Source organism: Methylobacterium sp. Leaf102, assembly GCF_001422425.1.
GTDB lineage: Bacteria > Pseudomonadota > Alphaproteobacteria > Rhizobiales > Beijerinckiaceae > Methylobacterium.
The window spans coordinates 47,173-67,025 of sequence record NZ_LMMX01000034.1 but is presented as its reverse complement, the minus strand read 5'-3'; the positions used below and the strand labels follow the sequence as shown (position 1 = coordinate 67,025).

At 69.8% G+C, this 19,853-nt stretch carries 21 protein-coding genes and 3 tRNA genes (1 of these 24 running past the window's edge); 21 read left to right on the top strand and 3 right to left on the bottom strand.

Annotated features, from left to right (window positions below):
* Window positions 1-18 precede the first annotated feature (18 nt).
* Both ASF27_RS14810 and ASF27_RS14805 read left to right on the top strand, forming a co-directional pair.
* Complete coding sequence (locus ASF27_RS14810) at window positions 19-252, top strand: hypothetical protein (RefSeq protein ID WP_056361290.1); 234 nt, start codon at window positions 19-21, stop codon at window positions 250-252.
* A gap of 215 nt (window positions 253-467) precedes the next feature.
* Window positions 468-671: a hypothetical protein gene (locus tag ASF27_RS14805; RefSeq protein WP_056095218.1), complete on the top strand. Its 204-nt coding sequence runs from the start codon at window positions 468-470 to the stop codon at window positions 669-671.
* 268 nt (window positions 672-939) lie between these two features.
* Here ASF27_RS14805 and ASF27_RS14800 read toward each other — a convergent pair.
* A tRNA-Asn gene (locus tag ASF27_RS14800) sits at window positions 940-1,015 on the bottom strand.
* A 164-nt stretch (window positions 1,016-1,179) separates the two neighbouring features.
* Window positions 1,180-1,255: transfer RNA gene (locus ASF27_RS14795), tRNA-Asn, on the bottom strand.
* 344 nt (window positions 1,256-1,599) lie between these two features.
* Here ASF27_RS14795 and ASF27_RS14790 point away from each other — a divergent pair.
* The 15 genes from ASF27_RS14790 to ASF27_RS14720 all read left to right on the top strand — a co-directional run bounded on the left by ASF27_RS14790 (window position 1,600) and on the right by ASF27_RS14720 (window position 15,489).
* Window positions 1,600-1,673 (top strand) — tRNA-Cys (locus tag ASF27_RS14790).
* Between the two features lie 206 nt (window positions 1,674-1,879).
* On the top strand, window positions 1,880-2,539 hold the full coding sequence (locus ASF27_RS14785) for a protein-L-isoaspartate O-methyltransferase (protein ID WP_056170857.1): 660 nt from the start codon (window positions 1,880-1,882) through the stop codon (window positions 2,537-2,539).
* A 227-nt stretch (window positions 2,540-2,766) separates the two neighbouring features.
* Entirely contained in the window at window positions 2,767-4,161 is a 1,395-nt protein-coding gene (locus ASF27_RS14780) for a TolC family outer membrane protein (RefSeq protein WP_056361287.1), read from the top strand.
* Window positions 4,162-4,455: 294 nt separating this feature from the next.
* The gene (locus ASF27_RS14775; RefSeq protein WP_200918852.1) at window positions 4,456-5,085 is read left to right on the top strand and encodes a DUF2497 domain-containing protein; all 630 of its coding nucleotides are present in this window, start codon (window positions 4,456-4,458) and stop codon (window positions 5,083-5,085) included.
* A gap of 111 nt (window positions 5,086-5,196) precedes the next feature.
* Window positions 5,197-7,938 carry a valine--tRNA ligase gene (locus ASF27_RS14770; RefSeq protein WP_056361284.1) on the top strand — a complete coding sequence of 914 codons (2,742 nt, stop codon included), beginning with the start codon at window positions 5,197-5,199 and terminating at the stop codon, window positions 7,936-7,938.
* Window positions 7,939-7,976: 38 nt separating this feature from the next.
* Window positions 7,977-8,651 (top strand): DUF2459 domain-containing protein, encoded by a 675-nt coding sequence (locus tag ASF27_RS14765; protein ID WP_056261604.1) that lies wholly within the window; start codon window positions 7,977-7,979, stop codon window positions 8,649-8,651.
* 106 nt (window positions 8,652-8,757) lie between these two features.
* The gene (locus tag ASF27_RS14760) at window positions 8,758-10,308 is read left to right on the top strand and encodes a Do family serine endopeptidase (protein ID WP_056170865.1); all 1,551 of its coding nucleotides are present in this window, start codon (window positions 8,758-8,760) and stop codon (window positions 10,306-10,308) included.
* 203 nt (window positions 10,309-10,511) lie between these two features.
* Window positions 10,512-11,807, top strand: coding sequence for an aminotransferase class I/II-fold pyridoxal phosphate-dependent enzyme (locus ASF27_RS14755; RefSeq protein WP_056305234.1), 1,296 nt, complete (start codon window positions 10,512-10,514; stop codon window positions 11,805-11,807).
* 62 nt (window positions 11,808-11,869) lie between these two features.
* Complete coding sequence (locus ASF27_RS14750; RefSeq protein WP_056361281.1) at window positions 11,870-12,313, top strand: hypothetical protein; 444 nt, start codon at window positions 11,870-11,872, stop codon at window positions 12,311-12,313.
* A 54-nt stretch (window positions 12,314-12,367) separates the two neighbouring features.
* Entirely contained in the window at window positions 12,368-12,640 is a 273-nt protein-coding gene (locus tag ASF27_RS14745) for a BrnT family toxin (protein WP_056361277.1), read from the top strand.
* A complete protein-coding gene (locus ASF27_RS14740) occupies window positions 12,627-12,953 on the top strand; it encodes a BrnA antitoxin family protein (RefSeq protein ID WP_056361274.1) in 327 nt (108 codons plus the stop codon). Before ASF27_RS14745 ends, ASF27_RS14740 begins: the two co-directional genes overlap by 14 nt.
* Window positions 12,954-12,994: 41 nt before the next feature.
* Window positions 12,995-13,480, top strand: a complete 486-nt coding sequence (locus ASF27_RS14735) for a hypothetical protein (protein ID WP_056361271.1) — start codon at window positions 12,995-12,997, stop codon at window positions 13,478-13,480.
* 9 nt (window positions 13,481-13,489) lie between these two features.
* Complete coding sequence (kdsA, locus tag ASF27_RS14730; RefSeq protein WP_056170879.1) at window positions 13,490-14,362, top strand: 3-deoxy-8-phosphooctulonate synthase; 873 nt, start codon at window positions 13,490-13,492, stop codon at window positions 14,360-14,362.
* A 101-nt stretch (window positions 14,363-14,463) separates the two neighbouring features.
* Window positions 14,464-14,787: a hypothetical protein gene (locus ASF27_RS14725; RefSeq protein ID WP_056170882.1), complete on the top strand. Its 324-nt coding sequence runs from the start codon at window positions 14,464-14,466 to the stop codon at window positions 14,785-14,787.
* Window positions 14,788-15,000: 213 nt separating this feature from the next.
* Window positions 15,001-15,489: a hypothetical protein gene (locus tag ASF27_RS14720; protein ID WP_244481019.1), complete on the top strand. Its 489-nt coding sequence runs from the start codon at window positions 15,001-15,003 to the stop codon at window positions 15,487-15,489.
* A gap of 32 nt (window positions 15,490-15,521) precedes the next feature.
* Here the strand turns inward: ASF27_RS14720 and queF are convergent, their stop codons facing one another.
* Window positions 15,522-15,986 (bottom strand): preQ(1) synthase, encoded by a 465-nt coding sequence (gene queF, locus ASF27_RS14715; protein WP_056170890.1) that lies wholly within the window; start codon window positions 15,984-15,986, stop codon window positions 15,522-15,524.
* A gap of 281 nt (window positions 15,987-16,267) precedes the next feature.
* Between queF and eno the strand changes: the two genes are divergently transcribed.
* The 4 genes from eno to ASF27_RS14695 all read left to right on the top strand — a co-directional run.
* Complete coding sequence (eno, locus tag ASF27_RS14710; protein WP_056261289.1) at window positions 16,268-17,557, top strand: phosphopyruvate hydratase; 1,290 nt, start codon at window positions 16,268-16,270, stop codon at window positions 17,555-17,557.
* 80 nt (window positions 17,558-17,637) lie between these two features.
* The gene (locus ASF27_RS14705) at window positions 17,638-18,048 is read left to right on the top strand and encodes a DUF393 domain-containing protein (RefSeq protein ID WP_056361606.1); all 411 of its coding nucleotides are present in this window, start codon (window positions 17,638-17,640) and stop codon (window positions 18,046-18,048) included.
* A 125-nt stretch (window positions 18,049-18,173) separates the two neighbouring features.
* Window positions 18,174-18,425 carry a phosphopantetheine-binding protein gene (locus ASF27_RS14700; protein ID WP_056361266.1) on the top strand — a complete coding sequence of 84 codons (252 nt, stop codon included), beginning with the start codon at window positions 18,174-18,176 and terminating at the stop codon, window positions 18,423-18,425.
* A gap of 107 nt (window positions 18,426-18,532) precedes the next feature.
* Window positions 18,533-19,853, top strand: the 5' portion of a protein-coding gene (locus ASF27_RS14695; protein ID WP_082479185.1) for an HAD-IIIC family phosphatase. Its footprint extends 446 nt past the window's final position; only the first 1,321 of its 1,767 coding nucleotides appear in the window; its start codon is at window positions 18,533-18,535; its stop codon lies off the right edge, out of view.

Sequence of the window (19,853 nt, the reverse complement as noted above, 5' to 3'; positions counted from 1 at the left end):
GGCATCGAGGAACAGATCATGGGAACGCCGAGGGACCTCAAGGTCCAGATGGCGGCCGAGACCCGGGCGCGCGAACGGGCACAGGCCCTGGCCAAGCTGGAGACGACCCGGGCCGACAGGGCGGAGGCCGCCCTGGCCAAAGCTCTGGCCGAGCGCGACGCCTGGCGTGCCCGGGCCTTGGCCGCACGGACGTCCGACGACGCCCGAATCACCGACGTGCGATCGTCGGCCGAACAGCCCCCGTCCGACTGAAGACCGCATCCGCCGGGATCGACCTTCCGGGAGACGATCACGCCCGACCGACCGCGAATCACCTGGGAGCGCGGTCGCAGAACCCGCGCCGTGCATGGCCGGGGCGGGTGAAAACGCCTGTCTCAGCGTGAGAAAATGCACCGAAGGGCCGTTTATCGATTTCTTGAACGCTCCGGTGTCTGGCGACCGGCGCTCCCGCATGGCATAGTGCGCGGATGAGCGAGACAACCATCAACACCCATCCCTACACCCTCGAGATCGTGCCGCCGAAGGCGGAAGGTGCTCCTTACCAATGGGCCATTCGCAAGAACGGCAAGCTGGTGCAGCGGTCCGACCGCAGCCTGCCCACCGAGGCCAAGGCCTACGGCAACGGCATGGAGCAGATCGAGAAGCTCCTTTCGGGAGCCGGCGACCGGTAGGTCCAACCGACCGACATCGCCACCCACATCCTTCGACGCCGCGGACCCCAGGGTCTGCGGCGTTTTTCATGAGATCATCGATGGATTGGCATGATGGGTGGCAGGACACAGCCGCACGCAGCCCGGCTCCGCGTCACGGCGGAACCCCGGAGGGGCCATTTCGGGCGGCCCGGCCGGGCAGGCGAGCATGGGGATGGCGGGGTGTGTCAGTCTCGGCACTCGGCGCCCCCAGGCACTTGGCCCGAGACACCCGGCATGGACGAAGGATTGGCTCCCCGAGCAGGACTCGAACCTGCGACAAAGCGATTAACAGTCGCTTGCTCTACCAACTGAGCTATCGGGGATCACCGCCACGGCTCCGCGCGAACCCGATGGGATGCGCAAGAGAGCGGCATGACCACCTGGATCGCGCCAAGGATTGCGCCGACCCAGGATAAAACGAAGGTCCGGAGGACCATGATCCTAACCTTGCACCACGAAGGCACAGCGCAAGATCGAGAGAAGAATTTGGCTCCCCGAGCAGGACTCGAACCTGCGACAAAGCGATTAACAGTCGCTTGCTCTACCAACTGAGCTATCGGGGACCGCGATCGGGTCTCTACACAGGGCCGCCGCCGGACGCAAGGCCCCGGGGACCGGCATTTGACAAATCCGTCGCATTTCCCGAGCGCCACCCGCCTCGGCCGGACCGGATCGCGAGCGCCGGCTTGGAAGGGCCGGATTCACCACATCGGCCCGCCCGTGCGACTTCCCATAGGTGGACCGGGGAAACATGGGTGGGCCGGGGCAACATGGGTGGACCGGGGAAACATGGATTGGCCGGCGAAACACCGTTGCCGATCGGCCCACCCCTCTGCTAGAGACCGCTCACCCCGGACGGACCGCCCGGCCGGGGGCGCCGCCCCGCTCGTTCGGGGCAGAGCGGGAAGGCCTCGTGGCGGAGTGGTTACGCAGAGGACTGCAAATCCTTGCACCCCGGTTCGATTCCGGGCGAGGCCTCCAAATCCTTCCCATTTCCCATCCCTTTCCGTCGCTGTCCCCGATATTCTCGCACGGGGACCGGCGAACGCGCGCCGGCGTGCCGGAACCTTGCGTTTTCAACGCCCATCCCCGACAACCCGCGGGCTTCGCGCGTCACCGAACGGCCTCCCACGAGAGGGGGTCCGGACCGGACGCCGGAACCGCCGTCGAAGGAAGAGACCGCATTCATGCTCGATTACGCGCAGGCGCGACGCCTCATGGTCGATTGTCAGTTGCGGACCTTCGACGTGAACAGCGTCCCCGTCCTCGACGCGTTCGAGGACGTGGCGCGCGAGCGGTTCGTCCCGCCCGGACGCGAGGACTTCGCCTATATCGACCAGACCCTGACCCTCGACGGCGGCGGTGGCGATGTTCGCGCGATGCCGGCCCCGATGCTGCTCGCCCGGATGATTCAGGCCCTGGACCTCAAGGCAGGCGCCAAGGCGCTCGATGTCGGCACTGGCTACGGCTACGCGGCCGCAATCCTGCACCACCTCGGTGCCGAGGTGGTCGCCCTCGAATCCTCCGCCACCCTGGCGGCCGGTGCGCGTGAGCGCCTCGGCGGTCTCGCGGGTACCGAGCTCGTCGAAGCCCCGCTGGAGGCCGGTGCTCCGGCGAGCGGGCCGTATGACGGGATCCTCGTCAACGGTCGCGTCGAGGTGCGGCCGCAGGCGCTCCTGGAACAGCTGAAGGAGGGCGGACGCCTCGTCTGCGTCATCGGGCAACCGCGCGCCGCCAAGGCGACGCTGTTCGTCCGGACCGGCGACGCCTATGGCGCCCGCCCGCTCTTCGACGCGACGCTTCCGGTGCTCGGTCCCTTCGCGGCCGCGAACGACTTCGCCTTCTAGGACGCGTCGCGCCGCCTTCCTTCCGGGGCGACCACGCCCCGTCGACGACCGGCCGGTGTCGCTTTTTTGTGGCACTGCCGTCCATTCAACACCCGGCCAGTCCCCACCCCGATGCCCGCGACGCCAAGTTCGGCTAGACTTGCCCATGGGCGGGCAACCCGGATTGCGCGAATGCGCGGCGCCGCAGGATAGCGGCCGACCGGTTCATCGTGAAACCGCAAGGGCTGATGAACGTGAGAGAACGGAAACCAGCGATGCGCCATGGGCTTCGATGCGCTGGCATCGTCGCAGTGACGCTGGCGGTAGGGCATCCGGCCAAGGCCGAGACGCTGGAGAGCGCGCTGTCGCGCGCCTATGCGGCGAACCCGACCCTGAACTCGAACCGCGCCGCCTTGCGTGGCGTCGACGAGAACGTCGCGCAGGCGAAATCCGGCTATCGCCCGACGGTGAGCGGATCGGCCGATATCGGTCTCGCTCGGACCGAGGGACGGGTCCAGACACTGGACATCAACAACGTGACACGGCCGGGCGGCGCATCCCTGACCGTCAACCAGACGCTGTTCAACGGATTTCAAACGGACAACCAGACCCGCCGGGCGGAATCGAACGTGCTCAGCACGCGCGAAACCCTGCGCGCCGTCGAGATGAACACCCTGTTCAGCGCGGCGCAGGCCTACATGTTCGTGCTCAGCGACACGGCGAACCTCGAACTGCGCCGCAACAACGTCGAGGTCCTGGAAGAGCAGCTGCGCCAGACCCGCGACCGCTTCAACGTCGGCGAGGTCACCCGCACCGACGTCGCCCAGGCCGAGGCGCGCCTCGCCGGCGCCCGCTCCGAAGTCAGCGGCGCCGAGGCGACCCTGCGCGCCAGCATCGGCACCTACCGCCGCTTCATCGGTGTCGAGCCGCGCCAGCTCGCCCCCGGCCGGCCCCTCGACCGCTACGTCCCGGCCAATCTCGACACCGCCGTGACGATCGGCCTGAAGGAGCACCCCCAGATCCTGGCATCGATGCATGCGGTCGACGTGGCCGAGGCCAGCGTCAAGGTGCTCGAAGGCCAGCTCTACCCCACGGCGGGCCTGTCCGGCACGGTCCAGCAGCGCTTCGACAGCCAGTTCCCCGGCGACCGCAGCCTCAACGCCCAGATCGTCGGCCGCATCTCCGTGCCACTCTACGAGGGTGGCCTGACCTATTCGCAGATCCGCCAGGCCAAGGAGCTCGTGGGCCAGCGCCGGATCGAGGTCGAGGACGTCCGCGACCAGATCCGCTCGGCCATCGTCACCTCCTGGGGCCGGCTCGAAGCCTCCAAGGCCCAGGTCATCGCCTCGCAGGCGCAGGTGCAGGCCAACGAGGTCGCCCTCAATGGCGTACGCGAGGAAGCCCGCGTCGGTCAGCGCACGACTCTCGATGTGCTGAACGCCCAGCAGGAACTGCTCAACTCCCGCGTCAACCTCATCCTGGCCCAGCGCGACCGGGTGGTGAACTCCTACGGCGTGGTCCAGACCATCGGCCGCCTCACCGTGCGCTTCACCGCCCTCCCTGTGGCGGCCTACAGCCCCAAGGAGCATTTCGACCAGGTCAAGGATCTATGGTTCGGCGTCCGCACCCCCGATGGGCGCTGATCGGGCGTCCGGTCTTAGGGGATCCGGCGCTGCACCGATGCAGTCCGGTTTAACCTAGATTGGTTAACCGACCGTTGCTCGGGCCGTCGCGTGGGTCTCCCGCGGGGGCGTGCGCTTCGGAAGGGGCGGCGCCGGGCGATCCCGGGGGTCGCCCTCCGGCCACACGGGCCAAGGGAATCGCGGCGGCGGACTTTATCCCGTACCCCGTTCCGCCGGGCGCTTGTGTCGGGATGGGAGCGTGAAATAGTGGCGGATAGCGTGAACCGTTATCCTTGAGAGCCGAGCGTCGTCCGGATGAGTGCAGCCAGCCCCAAGGTGCCGGACAAGGCGCAGGAACCCTCGATGGAGGAGATCCTCGCCTCCATCCGCCGGATCATCGCCGACGACCAGAACGCCAAGGCCGAGGTGGTGGAGCCCGTGCGCGCCGCTCCGCCGCTCCCTGAGAACGACGACATCCTCGACCTCGCCGAGGTGGCGCAGCCCGTCCGCAAGGCCCCGGCGCCCGCGACCTTCGAGGAGCCCGATATCGGGTTCACCAACGAAACCCTCGATTTCGACGCGATCTCGTTCGACGACGATCCCGAGCCGGAGCCCGAACCGGTTCGCATGGCCGCCCCGGAGCCGCCGCGTCCGGCGCCGCAGCCGGCCTACGAAGCGCCCCGCACGGAGTATCGCGAGCCGCAGCCGGCGTATCGCGAGCCCGAGGCGGCCGAGCGCCTGACCTCGTCGGTGACCGATGCCAGCGTCGGCCAGGCGTTCCACATGCTGGCCAATACGGTACTGTCCAACAATCCCCGCACCCTGGAAGACCTCGTGCAGGACATGCTCCGGCCGATGCTGAAGGGCTGGCTCGACGAGAACCTGCCGCCCCTGGTCGAGCGCCTCGTGCGGGCCGAGATCGAGCGCGTCGCACGCGGGCGTTGAGGGATCGCGGGCGGGGAATATCCGCCCTCGTGTTGACGCGGCGGGCCTGACGGGTTGAAAGCGGGCCAACCCGCATAGACCCGCAATGCTCGAACTGGCCCGACCCCGCCCATGATGGACAAGACCTTCGACCCCGCCGCCGTCGAGGCGCGCGTCAGTGCCGCCTGGGAGGCGGGCGACGCGTTCAAGGCCGGACGGCCCGACCGGGCGGACGCCCGGCCCTTCACCATCGTGATCCCGCCGCCGAACGTCACCGGCAGCCTTCACATGGGCCACGCCCTCAACAACACCCTGCAGGACATCCTGGCCCGGTTCGAGCGCATGCGCGGCCGCGACGTCCTGTGGCAGCCCGGCACCGACCACGCCGGCATCGCCACCCAGATGGTGGTGGAGCGCCGCTTGGCCGAAGCGAAGGAGCCGGGCCGGCGCGAGATCGGCCGCGCCGCCTTCGTCGAGAAGGTCTGGGCCTGGAAGGCGGAATCCGGCGGAGCCATCGTCAATCAGCTGAAGCGGCTCGGCGCCTCCTGCGACTGGTCGCGCGAGCGCTTCACCATGGGGCTGAACGGCGCCCCCGACGACCAGATGGTCCGGGCGGTCACCAAGACCTTCGTGGATCTCCACGCCCAGGGCCTGATCTACCGCGACAAGCGCCTCGTGAACTGGGACCCGAAGTTCCAGACGGCGATCTCGGACCTCGAAGTGCTTCAGGTCGAGGTGAAGGGCCATCTCTGGCACTTCGACTACCCCCTGGTGGATGCGGACGGCGCCGAGACCGGCGAGGTCATCACGGTGGCGACCACCCGCCCCGAGACCATGCTGGGCGACACCGCCGTGGCGGTCCACCCGGACGACGAGCGCTACACCCACCTCGTCGGGAAGTTCGTGCGCCTGCCGCTCGTGGGGCGCCTCATCCCCATCGTCGCCGACACCTATTCCGACCCGGAGAAGGGCACGGGCGCGGTCAAGATCACCCCGGCCCACGACTTCAACGATTTCGAGGTCGGCCGCCGCGCCGGCTGCACGCCCATCAACATCCTCGACCCCGAAGCCCGGATCAGCCTCGCAGGCAACGCCGCCTTCCTGGCCGGCGCGACTCCGGAGCCCGAGGCCCTCGCCCTGCACGGTCTCGACCGGTTCGCGGCGCGCAAGCAGGTCGTCGCCCTCATGGAGGCGCGCGAGCGGCTGCGCCTCGTCGAGTCCAACACCCACGCCGTGCCCCATGGCGACCGCTCCAACGTGGTCATCGAGCCCTACCTCACGGACCAGTGGTACGTGAACGTGAAGCCGCTCGCCGAACGCGCCCTCCAGGCCGTGCGCGACGGCCAGACCCGGTTCGTGCCCGACAACTACGAGAAGACGTTCTTCCAGTGGCTGGAGAACATCGAGCCGTGGTGCATCTCGCGCCAGCTGTGGTGGGGGCACCAGATTCCGGTCTGGTACGACGAGGAGGGCGGATTCTTCGTCGCCGCGAGCGAGGCCGAGGCGCAAGCTCAGGCCGATGCGAAGCACGGCCGGCCGGTCGCCTTGACCCGCGACGAGGACGTCCTCGACACGTGGTTCTCCTCGGCCCTGTGGCCGTTCTCGACGCTCGGCTGGCCCGACGCCACGCCCGAACTCGCGCGCCACTACCCCACCGACACCCTGGTGACGGGCAAGGACATCATCTTCTTCTGGGTCGCCCGGATGATGATGCTGGGCTTGCACGTCACCGACCGGGTGCCGTTCTCCACGGTCTACCTCCACACCCTGGTCCGCGACGCTGCCGGCGCCAAGATGTCGAAGTCGAAGGGCAACGTCGTCGATCCCCTCGGTCTCATCGAGCTCTACGGCGCCGATGCCCTGCGCTTCACCCTCGCGGCCATGGCGGCGCAGGGGCGCGACATCAAGCTCGCGGTGAACCGCGTCGAGGGCTATCGCAACTTCGCGACCAAACTCTGGAACGCCTCGCGCTTCGCCGAGATCAACGGCTGCACCCTGCGCGCCGATTACCGCCCCGAGACCGCCACCGATCCCCTGAACCGCTGGGCGCTCGGCGAGGCGGCCCGGGCCGTGGCCGAGGTCACGACGGCGCTGGACGCCTACCGCTTCAACGACGCGGCGGCGGCGGCCTACCGCTTCGTGTGGAACATCTTCTGCGATTGGTACGTGGAGTTGGCGAAGCCCGTGTTGCAGGGCGAGAACGTCGATGCGGGCGTGCGGGCGGAGACGCAAGGAACCGTCGCCTTCCTCATCGACCAGATCGCCAAGCTGCTTCACCCGTTCATGCCGTTCCTCACGGAGGAATTGTGGGGGATCAAGGGTGAGGACGTCCCGGGCCGGGGGCTCCTCGCCCTGGCATCCTGGCCCGATCTCGCCGCCCTGAACGACGCCGCGTCCGAGGCCGAGGTCGGCTGGCTCGTGGACCTCGTCTCCGAGATCCGTTCGGCCCGCTCGGAGACCGGCGTGCCGGCGGGCGCGCAGATCCCCCTCGTGGTGATCGGCGCCGACGACGCCCTGAGGGCCCGCGCCACCCGCTGGAGCGACACCCTCCTGCGCCTCGCCCGCCTGTCCGAGATCGGTTTCGCGGATGCGGCCCCGCGCAATGCGGTGCAGCTCCTCGTGCGCGGCTCCGTGGCGGCCCTGCCGCTGGAGGGCATCGTCGATCTCGGGGCCGAGGTCGCGCGGCTCACGAAGGAAGCCGCCAAGGCCGCGACGGAGATCGAGAAGATCGACGCCAAGCTCGCCAACGCCGATTTCATGGCCCGCGCGCCCGACGAGATCGTGGACGAGCAGCACGAGCGCCGCGCCGCCCAGGCCTCCCGCCTGGAGAAGATCACCGAGGCCCTGACCCGGCTCACCGACCAGACCCCGTGACCCGACGCAGGCTGGCTTTCGGGTTCGCCGGCCTGCTCATGCTCCTCGGGCTCGCGGTGGTTCTCACGGCGAGCCCCGGCGACCCGGTGCTCTATCCCGCGACGGGAAGCGACGCCCGGACCCTCTATCTCGTCAATCACGGCTGGCATTCCGGCCTCGTGATCCCGCGCGAGGCCCTGACGGGGGAGGGCGCCGGCCCGGCCCTGAACGCCATCGCCCTGCGATTCCAGGCCTATCCGGACCTCGAATTCGGTTGGGGCGAGGCCCGCTTCTACCGCACGACGCCGACGCTCGCCGAGTTCGACGCCCGCCTCGCCCTGGAGGCCCTGTTCACCCCCGGCGGTCGCGCCGGCGTGGTGCAGGTGGTCGGCCTTGAGCGGACCGCGCGGGCGAGCTTTCCGCTCTCCGACCTCGTGGCCGTACGGGTCTCCGGCGCCGGACTGGCGCGGCTCCTCGCGCGCCTCGACGCGAGTTTTCGCCTCGTCGACGGGCATCCCGTCGCCGGCGGCCCGGGGCTCTACGGGCCGAGCCTGTTCTACGAGGGGGAGGGGCGCTTCTCCTACGCCAATGTCTGCAACCATTGGGCCGCCCGGCTCCTCAATGCGGCGGGCGTGCCGGTGACGCTCCTGCTCGACACCCACCCGCAGGGGCTTCTCCTCGACCTGCGCTGGCGCGCCGGACTGAGGCCCGAGCCGAACCTGTCCAAACCGTAATGTCGCCGCCACGGCGGGGTCACCCGGCCGGCCCTACACCCTGGATCACGGCCCGCCGCTCCCCACGGGGAATGTGTGGCGGCGCCCCCCGATCCGGAGATCTCTGATGCCCGTCCAGCCGAACCGCCTGCGCCGCAACGCCCTCGCCTCCGTCGCCGTGGCCGCCCTCGTGGCGACGGGCGCCGTCGGCGTCGTCACCCAGCCCGTGACCCCGGTCCAGGCCCAGGCCCTGTCGAAGAACCCCATCGAGACGCCGGACCACCCGCCGGGCTCCTTCGCCACCGTCGTCGACAAGGTGAAGCCCGGCGTCGTCGCCGTGAAGGTGAAGCTCGACGACAGCGCGACCTCGGACGACGAGGACGGCCCGGGCAACCAGGGCCAGCAGAACGTGCCGCCGCAGCTGCGCGAGTTCTTCAAGCGCTTCGGCCAGGGCGGTCCCGGCGGGCAGGGTGGGCAGGGTGGCCCCGGCTTCGGCGGCCAGGGTCCCAAGCGCCAGGGTCAGCGCGGCGCCATGGGCTCGGGCTTCATCATCTCGGCCGACGGCTACGTGGTCACCAACAACCACGTGGTCGACAAGGCCAAGAGCGTGCAGGTGACCCTCGACGACAACCGCACCCTCGACGCCAAGGTGATCGGCAAGGACCCGAAGACCGATCTGGCGCTCCTCAAGATCACCGAGGGCGGCCCCTTCCCGTACGTCTCGCTCAGCAAGTCGGCGCCGCGCGTCGGTGACTGGGTTGTGGCCATCGGCAATCCGTTCGGCCTCGGCGGGACCGTGACCGCCGGCATCGTGTCGGCCCGCGGCCGCGACATCGGCGCCGGGCCGTACGACGACTTCCTGCAGATCGACGCCCCCATCAACAAAGGCAATTCGGGCGGCCCGACCTTCAACGTCGGTGGCGAAGTGGTGGGCGTGAACACCGCCATCGCGTCGCCCTCCGGCGGCAGCGTCGGCCTTGCCTTCGCGATTCCCGCCGAGACCGTGCAGGCGGTGGTCGATCAGCTCCGGGCCGACGGCAAGGTGGCGCGCGGCTACCTCGGCGTGCAGGTCCAGCCGGTGACGAAGGACATCGCCGACGGCCTCGGCCTCGACAAGGCCAAGGGCGCACTGGTCGACCATGCCGAGGCCGGAACCCCCGCCGCAAAGGCGGGTCTCAAGTCCGGCGACGTCATCGAATCGGTCAACGGCACCCCGGTCAACGACGCCAAGGAACTGTCCCGCCGCATCGCCGGCTTGAAGCCCGGCGCCAAGGTCGAACTCGCCTACCTCCGGGGCGGCAAGTCCGACACCGCCACGGTGGAACTCGGGGCGCTTCCGAACGACCCGAAATCGGCCACGGGCGGCGGTCGCGGCGGATCGTCGTCTGACGGTCAGCCCCGCCTTGGTCTCAGCCTCGCCCCGGCCTCCGAGGTCGGCGCCGGCGACGAGGGCGTGGCGGTGATGGAGGTCGATCCCGAAGGCCCGGCCGCGGCCAAGGGCATCGAGCAGGGCGACATCATCCTCGATGTCGCCGGTGCCAGCGTCTCCCGGCCCTCCGAGGTCGCCGAGCGCATCCGCTCCGCCGAATCGAGCGGCCGCAAGGCGGTCCTCATGCGGGTCAAGAGTTCCAAGGGCACCACCCGCTTCGTCGCCGTCGCCCTCAACAAGGCCGGCTGATCCGCTCCGGGCGGCCGACCGGCCGCCCGTCCCTCACGCCTCCCTCCTCGACTCGAAGCCGGCCCCGCGTGGCCGGCTTCCTTTTGTCCGGAGCGCAGGGCAGGGCGTCGAGGAACGCGTTCCCGCCAGGGTGACGCGCGCCCCGCGAGCGGTCATGGTGCATCCCGTTTGATTGCAGCACCCCAACCATCCGGAACCGACCCATGACCACCATCGCCGATCGGAATCCTGCCGATCTCGCGGACCTGCACGCCCGCGCCCGCGACGCCTACGCGGCGTTCAAGGCCCGGGGACTGAAGCTCGACATGACCCGGGGCAAGCCCTCGCCCGAGCAGCTCGACCTCGCCGCCGGCATGCTCGGCCTCGCCGGCAACGGCGACTACGTCACGCAAGCCGGCGAGGATGCGCGCAATTACGGCGGCCAACAGGGCATCGCCGAGGTCCGTGCCCTGTTCACCCACCTCCTCGACGCACCGGCCGATGGGATCGTGGTCGGCGACAATTCGAGCCTCGCGATGATGCACGACAGCATCGCCTGGGCCCTGCTCACGGGCGTGCCCGGGTCCGTGAAGCCCTGGTCGAAGGAGAGCGACATCGCCTTCCTGTGTCCGGTGCCGGGCTACGACCGGCACTTCGCCCTGTGCGAGGCCTACGGCATCCGCATGATCCCCGTGCCGATGACGGGCCACGGCCCCGACATGGACGTGGTCGAGGCCGCCGTCGCCGACCCCGCCGTGCGTGGCATGTGGTGCGTGCCGAAATACTCCAATCCCTCGGGCGAGACCTATTCCGACGAGACCGTCCGGCGCCTCGCCGCCATGAAGACCGCCGCCCCCGATTTCCGCCTGTTCTGGGACAACGCCTACGCGGTCCACCACCTGACCCCCGAGCGCGTGGCCGTCGCCGACATCCTCAGCCTGTGCGCCGAGGCCGGGAACCCGGACCGCGCCTTCGTCTTCGCCTCGACCTCGAAGATCACCCTGGCCGGCGCCGGCCTCGCCTTCTTCGCGGGCTCGCCCGAGAACGTGCGCTGGTACCTCGCCCGCGCGTCGAAGCGCACCATCGGGCCGGACAAGCTCAACCAGCTCCGCCACGTCCGCTTCCTGCGCGACGCGGCCGGTCTCGACGCCCACATGGACGCGCACCGCGCCCTGCTGGCGCCGAAATTCGCCGCCGTGGAGGAAGCCCTGTCCCGCCACCTCGCCGGCACGGGCGCGGCCCGGTGGACGAAGCCGGAGGGCGGCTACTTCATCACCGTCGAGGCGCGCGACGGCACCGCCACCGAGGTGGTGCGTCTGGCCAAGGAAGCCGGCCTCGCCCTGACCCCGGCCGGCGCGACCTCGCCCTACGGCCGCGATCCGCGCGACAGCGTCCTGCGCCTCGCGCCCTCCTATCCGAGCCTGAAGGACGTCACCGCCGCCGCCGAAGGCATCGCCGTGTGCATCCTTCTTGCATCGGTCGAGGCGGAGCGCCGGGTGCGCGAACGCGACGCCGCGTAGGCTGCCCGACGCGATCTGGAAACCGACGCGCCCCGGGGCGCGTCGGAGACAGGGAGGCGGCGATGGGCGGGATCGCGACACGGACCCTCGGCCTCGCCATCGCCTTGTGGGCGGCGGCCGGCGCGGCCCAGGCCCGGACCTCGTGGGCGTCCGGCACCGCCGTCTATGCCGATCTGTGCCTGACGGCGGACCACGAGCCCGTCGGCCACCGGGTGACCCTGCGCCGCTCGCCGATGGGGGATACGCTGATCTACGAGGCCGCCCTGACGGGCCCCGTCCAGGCGGGGACCGTCCGGGTCGACGCCGCCTCCAAGGCCCTGGCCTTCACGGTGGATTCGGACGGGCACACGCTTCGCTTCACGGGGACGCTCACGGTGGAGGCCCTCACGGGCGTGCTGGAGGATGATACCGGCGCGCGCCCGGTCCGCCTGTCACGCATCCTACGCGCGCACCCCGACGCCGCCTGCCCGGACGAACGGACGGGGTCGCTCGAGGTGGGGCGTTAAGCGTTCGTTTCCCCGCCGTAGACGGTCAGGCAGCTCTCATCGTACAGATGGTCCATGATTGTATGGGATGAGCCGAAGCGCTTGGCGAATCTCGTCAAACACGATCTGGACTTCGCGGATTTTGAGGCCGGTTTTAATTTCGCGACCGCCTTGGAAGTTCCGGCCAAATCCAGCCAGACCGGTCGCCCGCGGAGTGAGCTGATCGGATCGTTCAACGGCCGCATCGTCGTCGCTGCGATCGTATCCCCACTCGGCACGGAGGCCTTGACCCTCATCAGTCTTCGGCCGGCGAGTGCATTGGAAAGGATGTTGTATGGCCGCCACTAAGATCGCGTCCGATTACGTCCCCAATCCGGGCTATTCCCAGGCCGATTGGAACGCGGTCACCGACAACCCGGAATGGACCGCGGACGATTTCCGAACTGCACGTCCGTTCGCCGAGGCGTTCCCGACCCTTGGCGAAAAGCTCCGCCAATCACGTGGTTCCGAGAAGGAGCGCGTTAAGATTCCGGTGACGATCCGGCTCGATGCCGCCATCATCGACGCGTTCAAGGCGACGGGCGAGGGCTGGCAGACTCGGATGAACGACGTTCTGCGGGACGCCGCCGCCAGACTTGGTCCCGCGGAGACGAAGGGGTGAGCACCTCGCGCAAGCCAACTCGCGCGGTCCATGCCCTTTGGATGACGAGCGGTCTGCTCGTTGCCCTCGCCGGTGGCACGGCCCATGCCGCGGACGCCTGCGACGCCCTCACGGCCAAGGTCATCCGCGCCACGGGCGCGTCCCTCGCCGGGCGCGCCGGGTCCGGCGCGGTGTTCCGAGCGGCCGATGCCGAGCGGATGAGCCTCGCCTGTCGGACGCCGCGCCGGATGGTGTTCGGATCCCAGGCGCGCGAACCCGAACGGCCTTTCTTCGTGCTCGTCGGACGCGCGGCCGAGGCGCTCGCGGGGGCGAAGGCCGAGGCCGTCGAGGTCCTGGCCCTGACGCTCCACCAGGATTCGCTGCTGACGGGCCTGCCGCGCGAGGGCATCGTCGGCAAGGCGGCCTTGCGCTGCGAGACCGGGCCGCGCGACGACACCCTGTCCGGCAGCCTCACCGTCTGCATCGTGACGCCGGCCGCCGCCCTGCGCCGCCGGGCCGGCCTTTTCGCGGAGCGCCGGCCGGGCTAGACCGCTCCCATGTCCGAGATTGCCCCCAATACCGCCGGTTCCGTCGTCCAGGCCGGCCGCGTCGCCTTCGCCAACCACCTGCCCTTCGCCCTCATCGCCGGCCCCTGCCAACTCGAGAGCCGCGACCACGCCGTGGAGATCGCCGATGCCCTCAAGGGCATGACGGACACGCTCGGCATCGGCCTCGTGTTCAAGGCCTCGTTCGACAAGGCCAACCGCACCTCCGGCGGCACTGCCCGGGGCCTCGGCCTCGCGGGCGCCCTGCCGATCTTCGCGGAGATCAAGGAGCGGTTCGGCCTGCCGGTCCTCACGGATGTGCACGAGGCCGGGCAGTGCGCCGTCGCGGCGCAGGTGATCGACGTGCTCCAGATCCCGGCCTTCCTGTGCCGGCAGACCGACCTGCTCCTCGCCGCCGCCGCGACGGGCCGGGTGGTCAACGTGAAGAAGGGCCAGTTCCTCGCCCCCTGGGACATGGCCCACGTCGCCGCCAAGGTGACGGGTGCCGGCAACCCCAACGTCCTGGTGACCGAGCGCGGCGCCTCCTTCGGCTACAACACCCTCGTGTCCGACATGCGCAGCCTGCCGATCATGGCGCGCGTCACTCACGGCGCCCCCGTGGTGTTCGATGCCACCCATTCGGTGCAGCAGCCGGGCGGGCAGGGCGCCACCTCAGGCGGTCAGCGGGAATTCGTATCGGTGCTTGCCCGGGCGGCCGTGGCCGTCGGTGTCGCCGGCCTCTTCATCGAGACGCATCCCGACCCCGATCACGCCCCGTCGGACGGTCCCAACATGGTGGCGTTGAAGGACATGCCCGCACTCCTGGCCGAATTGCAGGCATTCGACCGCCTCGCCAAGGCGATCGACAAATCCCCGCGCGGGTGAATCCCAATCTTCGGGCTTTCGCCGCGAATGGCCGATCGGGGAACCCTCCCGCTTCGAGACCGTTGCTCTTCTCAAGAGATGCAACGTTTCGAGGAACCTTCATGCGTAAGCTTGCGATGATCACGGCCGTCACCCTGTCCCTCGGCGCCATGGCGGCAACGACGGCGGCCGAGGCACGCCCGGGCGGTCATGGCTACGGCTACGGTCGGGGCGGGTACAATCACGGTGGGTACGGCCATCGCGGTCACGCCTATCGGGGCGGCGGCCGCCGGGGCATCGGTACGGGCGCGGCTGTCGGCCTGGGGATCGCCGGACTCGCGGCGGGTGCCATCGCGGCCGGTGCAGCCCGCGATTCCTACTATCGCGGCGGCTACGATCGTCCGGCCTACGGCTACGGTGCCCCCGCCTACGGTTACGGCTACTGAGGCACCTTTCACGGGTGCGAACGACAGGGCGGTTGGCGCGAGCCGGCCGCCTTTCGCATGCACGGCGAGGGCAGACCACGCAACAGGGGGACGGCCCCGTTCGACCATCGGCGACGATTGCCAAACACACGCCTAGATTGCATGAGGTGACCGCGCGAACGGGCGCGGAGACGATTTCGAATGCCGATCCTCATCGCTCTGGCAGGGGCCCTCGTGACCGGCCTGATCTACTGGGTCAGGTACGGGAACGGCATGCAACACATCGATCACGCCGTACGGGACTGGCGGACCGCCCGGCGCCGACGGGCGAGCGAGCGCCAGATCCGTTCGGCACCGCTGCGATCCCTGCTTAATCCCGCCGATGCGGCTGGCGTGTTGATGGCGCTGGTGGCCCGACAGCGCGGCGTCCGGACGCCCGAGCAGGAGAGCGAGATCCTGACCCAAATGCCCGACGTGACCGACCCGAGCGACGATCTGGCAACCCGTATGGTGGTGATCCGCCATGCGGCCGATCAAGCGGCACCCGATCCCGATCTGGCGATCCGGTCCCTCGCGCCGCTCCTGCGCGACCGGCTGACCCAGGGCGAGCGGGATGACCTGTGCCGGATGTTGACGGCGGTGGCCACGGTCCATCAGGGCCCGACGGAGTCGCAGAGCAGGTTCGTCGAGAAGGTTCGGCGCGCGATCTACGAAGACCGCTAGGACCGCCGAGGGGCGTGCAGGCCCGGTGCGCCTCAGCGTGCCCGGTAGGGCGGCACACCCTGTTCGGGCAGCCAGACCGACTTCAGCGGCTCACCGCTCTGCCAGAACACGTCGATGGGAATGCCGCCGCGCGGATACCAGTAGCCGCCGATGCGCAGGTAGCGCGGGGCCAGCAGTTCCGTCAGGGTCAAGCCGATGCCGACGGTGCAATCTTCGTGGAAGGCCCCATGGTTGCGGAAAGCCGTGAGGTACAGCTTGAGCGACTTCGATTCGACCAGCCACTGACCCGGCACGTAGTCGATCACCAGGATGGCGAAATCCGGCTGGCCCGTGACGGGGCAGAGCGACGTGAATTCCGGAACCGTGAAGCGGGCGAGGTAATCCGTACCCGGATGCGGATTCGGCACCCGATCGAGACGGGCCTCCTCGGGGGAGCCGGGAAGGGGCGTGGCCTGCCCCAATTGGAGCGTTTCGGGGTTCAGGGGCGCGTGCGTCATGCCCCTCGCTATAACGTGCGATGCAGGGGCGCGCATCTGCCGGTTCGTCGCTGTCGCGCGGAGCACAGGGCGACGACAAGATTTTCTTGAGGGGCGGGCGAACATTCTTGGGAGCCTTCCCACCCTCCGCAGGGGCCGGACGCTTGCCCGATGCGTGACGTTGGCGGATAAGCCTCGACTGAATCGCGATCTCGACCCGATGCCCCGGTCGGCAGGGATTGAGGATCGGGCCTCGTGTCGGGCTCGCCCCAGGGATCGCAACGACGCAAGAAGGCTCCTGCATGACCGCGATTACCAACATCGCCGCCCGCGAGATCCTCGACAGCCGGGGCAACCCGACCATCGAGGTCGACGTCCTCCTCGAGGATGGCTCCTTCGGCCGGGCGGCCGTGCCCTCGGGTGCCTCCACGGGCGCCCACGAGGCCGTGGAGCTGCGTGACGGCGACAAGGGTCGATTCGGCGGCAAAGGCGTGCGCAAGGCGGTCAACGCCGTGCAGTCCGACATCCTCGACGCCATCGGGGGCATGGACGCCGAGGACCAGATCGCCATCGACGAGGCGATGATCGAACTCGACGGCACGCCGAACAAGGCGCGGCTGGGTGCCAACGCCATCCTGGGCGTCTCCCTCGCCGTCGCCAAGGCGGCGGCCGAGACCGCCGGCCTGCCGCTCTACCGCTACATCGGCGGAACGCAGGGCCGGGTGTTGCCGGTGCCGATGATGAACATCATCAACGGCGGCGCGCACGCCGACAATCCCATCGATTTCCAGGAATTCATGATCATGCCGGTGGGCGCGTCCTCGCTCGCCGAGGCCGTGCGCATGGGCGCCGAGGTGTTCCACACCCTGAAGGGCGCCCTCAAGAAGGCCGGCCACAACACCAATGTGGGCGACGAGGGCGGTTTCGCCCCGAACCTGCCTTCGGCCGAGGCCGCCCTCGACTTCGTCATGCAATCGATCCAGGCCGCCGGCTTCAAGCCCGGCACCGACATGGTGCTGGCCCTCGACTGCGCCGCCACCGAGTTCTTCAAGGACGGCGCCTACCGCTACGAGGGCGAGGGCCAGACCCGGGACATCGAGGCGCAGGTGAGCTACCTCGCCAAGCTCGTCGACAGCTACCCGATTCTGTCCATCGAGGACGGCATGTCTGAGGACGACTGGGCGGGCTGGAAGCTGCTGACCGAGCGCGTCGGCGACCGCTGCCAGCTCGTCGGCGACGACCTGTTCGTCACCAACGTGACCCGCCTGTCGCGCGGCATCGTCGAGGGGACGGCGAACTCGATCCTGGTGAAGGTGAACCAGATCGGCACGCTCACCGAGACCTTGGCCGCCGTCGATATGGCCCAGCGCGCCGGCTACACCGCGGTGATGTCCCACCGCTCCGGCGAGACCGAGGATTCGACCATCGCGGACCTCGCCGTCGCGACGAATTGTGGGCAGATCAAGACCGGTTCGTTGGCCCGCTCCGACCGGTTGGCGAAGTACAACCAGCTCATCCGCATCGAGGAGGGCCTCGGCTCGCAGGCCCGCTATGCCGGCCGCGAGGCCCTGAAGATCCGCTCCGCGCACTGAGCCCTACGTTTATCGAACACCCGGCGGCCGCGGCATCTGTCGCGGCCGCTTTTTCGTGCGTGCCGCCCTATGTCGTGGGGATGGACACGACCTCCGACGCCCTGCTCACCGTCTATTACGACGGCGCCTGCCCCCTCTGTGCGGCCGAGATCCGAACCTATCGCCGGTGCCGGGGTGCCGATGCCCTCGCCTGGGTGGATGTGAGCCGGGACGGTCCGGCCGATCTCGGCGGCCTCAGCCGCGCCGACGCCCGAGCTCGCTTCCATGTCCGCGACCGTGACGGACGCCTCGCCTCGGGGGCCGCGGGCTTCTTCACCCTGTGGGCGCATCTGCCCGGATGGCATCGCCTCGCCTGGATACGCCACGTCCCGGGCGTGCCGTGGCTGGCCGAGGTCGCCTACCGCCTGTTCCTGCCCCTGCGGCCCCGGATCGCCCGTATCCTCGGGGGCCGGACACCCTGCGACGGGGCGTGCGGACCGCGCTCCCCGTGAGCTCGGGGGAGATCGCCGGGACAGCCCCGGGGCAAGCGAAAGAGGTGGCTGACCGGGCGGCGTCTTGATATGCGGGCGCCGAGATCGGCCCGGATCGTAGCTCGGGCGAACGAGGCGAGGGCGGCATGCACACCGACGCGGTCCAGGCACGATTGACCACCCTGTTTCGCGAGGTGTTCGGCGATCCCGACCTGGTCATCCATCCCGAAACCACCGCGAACGACATCGAGGGCTGGGATTCGGGACGCATGATCGAGCTCATCGTCGCGGCGGAGGCGGAATTCGGCATCCGCTTCACCACGCGCGAGGTCGACGGCATGGCGCGGGTGGCGGATTTCATCGCCATCATCGCGGCGAAGACGGCGGACCGGCCCTGAGCCTCCCCCTCGCCTGGCTCCCCGAACCGAAGGATTGGGCGGGCGCGACCGCGCGTGCCCGATCCTGGGACGCGTTCGTCGCCCTGGCCAACACACGCCTCGACCCGATGCGGACGAACGGCCTCGACCGGATGGTGCGCAAGGCGTTTCCGGCGGGACCGCCCGGCGATCTGGCGACGCGTCCGCTGCGCCTCGCCGTGCTGTCCTCGTCCACGGTCTCGCACCTCCTGCCGGCGATCCGCATCGGCGGCCTGCGCCGGGGCCTGTGGGTGGAGACCTACGAGGCGCCCTTCGGTGCCTACGCGCAGGATCTGGCCGATCCCGCCTCCGGCCTGCACGCGTTCGGACCGGACGCGATCCTGTTCGCCCTCGATACCCCGCACCTCACCGGCGGTCTGAACCCCGCGGCCGGCCCGGAGGAGGCGCAGGCGGCCCAGGCGCAAGCCCTTCGCCGCCTGCGCGAGACCTGGCGCCGCGCGCGAGACGGCTTCCGCTGCCCGGTGATCCAGCAGACGCTTCTTCCCGTGGCACTGCCCCTCATGGGCTCCAACGAGCATCGCCTACCCGGCTCGCGCCGCCACGCCGTGACGCGCCTCAACGCCGGCATCCGCGCGGCGGCGGAGTCCGACGGCGTCGACATCCTCGCCCTCGACGAGGCGGCGGCCCAGGACGGACTCGCCGCCTGGCACGATCCGGTCTGGTGGCTGCGCGCCAAGCAGGCGATCGCACCGTCCGCGGCCCCCCTCTACGGCGACCACGTCGCCCGGCTGCTCGCAGCGGGGCAGGGCCTCTCGAAAAAGTGCCTCGTGCTCGACCTCGACAACACCCTGTGGGGCGGCGTGGTGGGCGACGACGGCACCGCCGGTCTCGTCCTGGGGCAGGGCAGCGCGGAGGGCGAGGCCTATCTCGGCCTCCAGGCGTATGCGCACGATCTCGCCGCGCGCGGGGTGATCCTTGCCGTCGTCTCGAAGAACGACGCGGCCAACGCCCTCGACGTGTTCGAGAATCATCCCGAGATGCTGCTGCGCCGGGGCGACATCGCCGCCTTCCTGGCGAACTGGGACAACAAGGCCACGAACCTGCGCCGGGTCGCCGAGACCCTCGGCATCGGCCTCGACGCCCTCGTCTTCGTCGACGACAATCCGTTCGAGCGCGAATGGGTGCGGGCCGAGCTGCCCATGGTGGCCGTGCCCGAACTGCCCGAGGACCCCGCCCTCTACGCCGGCCGCCTCGCCGAAGCGGGCTATTTCGAAGCCCTCCGCGTCACCGACGAGGACCGGGCGCGCGGGGCCCATTACGCCGCCAACGCCGCGCGGGTGGCGGCCGTCTCGGAAGGGGGCGACCTCGCCGCCTACCTCGCCGGCCTCGGCATGCGCCTGGTCTGGCGGCGGTTCGACCCCGTCGGCTTGCCGCGCATCGTCCAGTTGA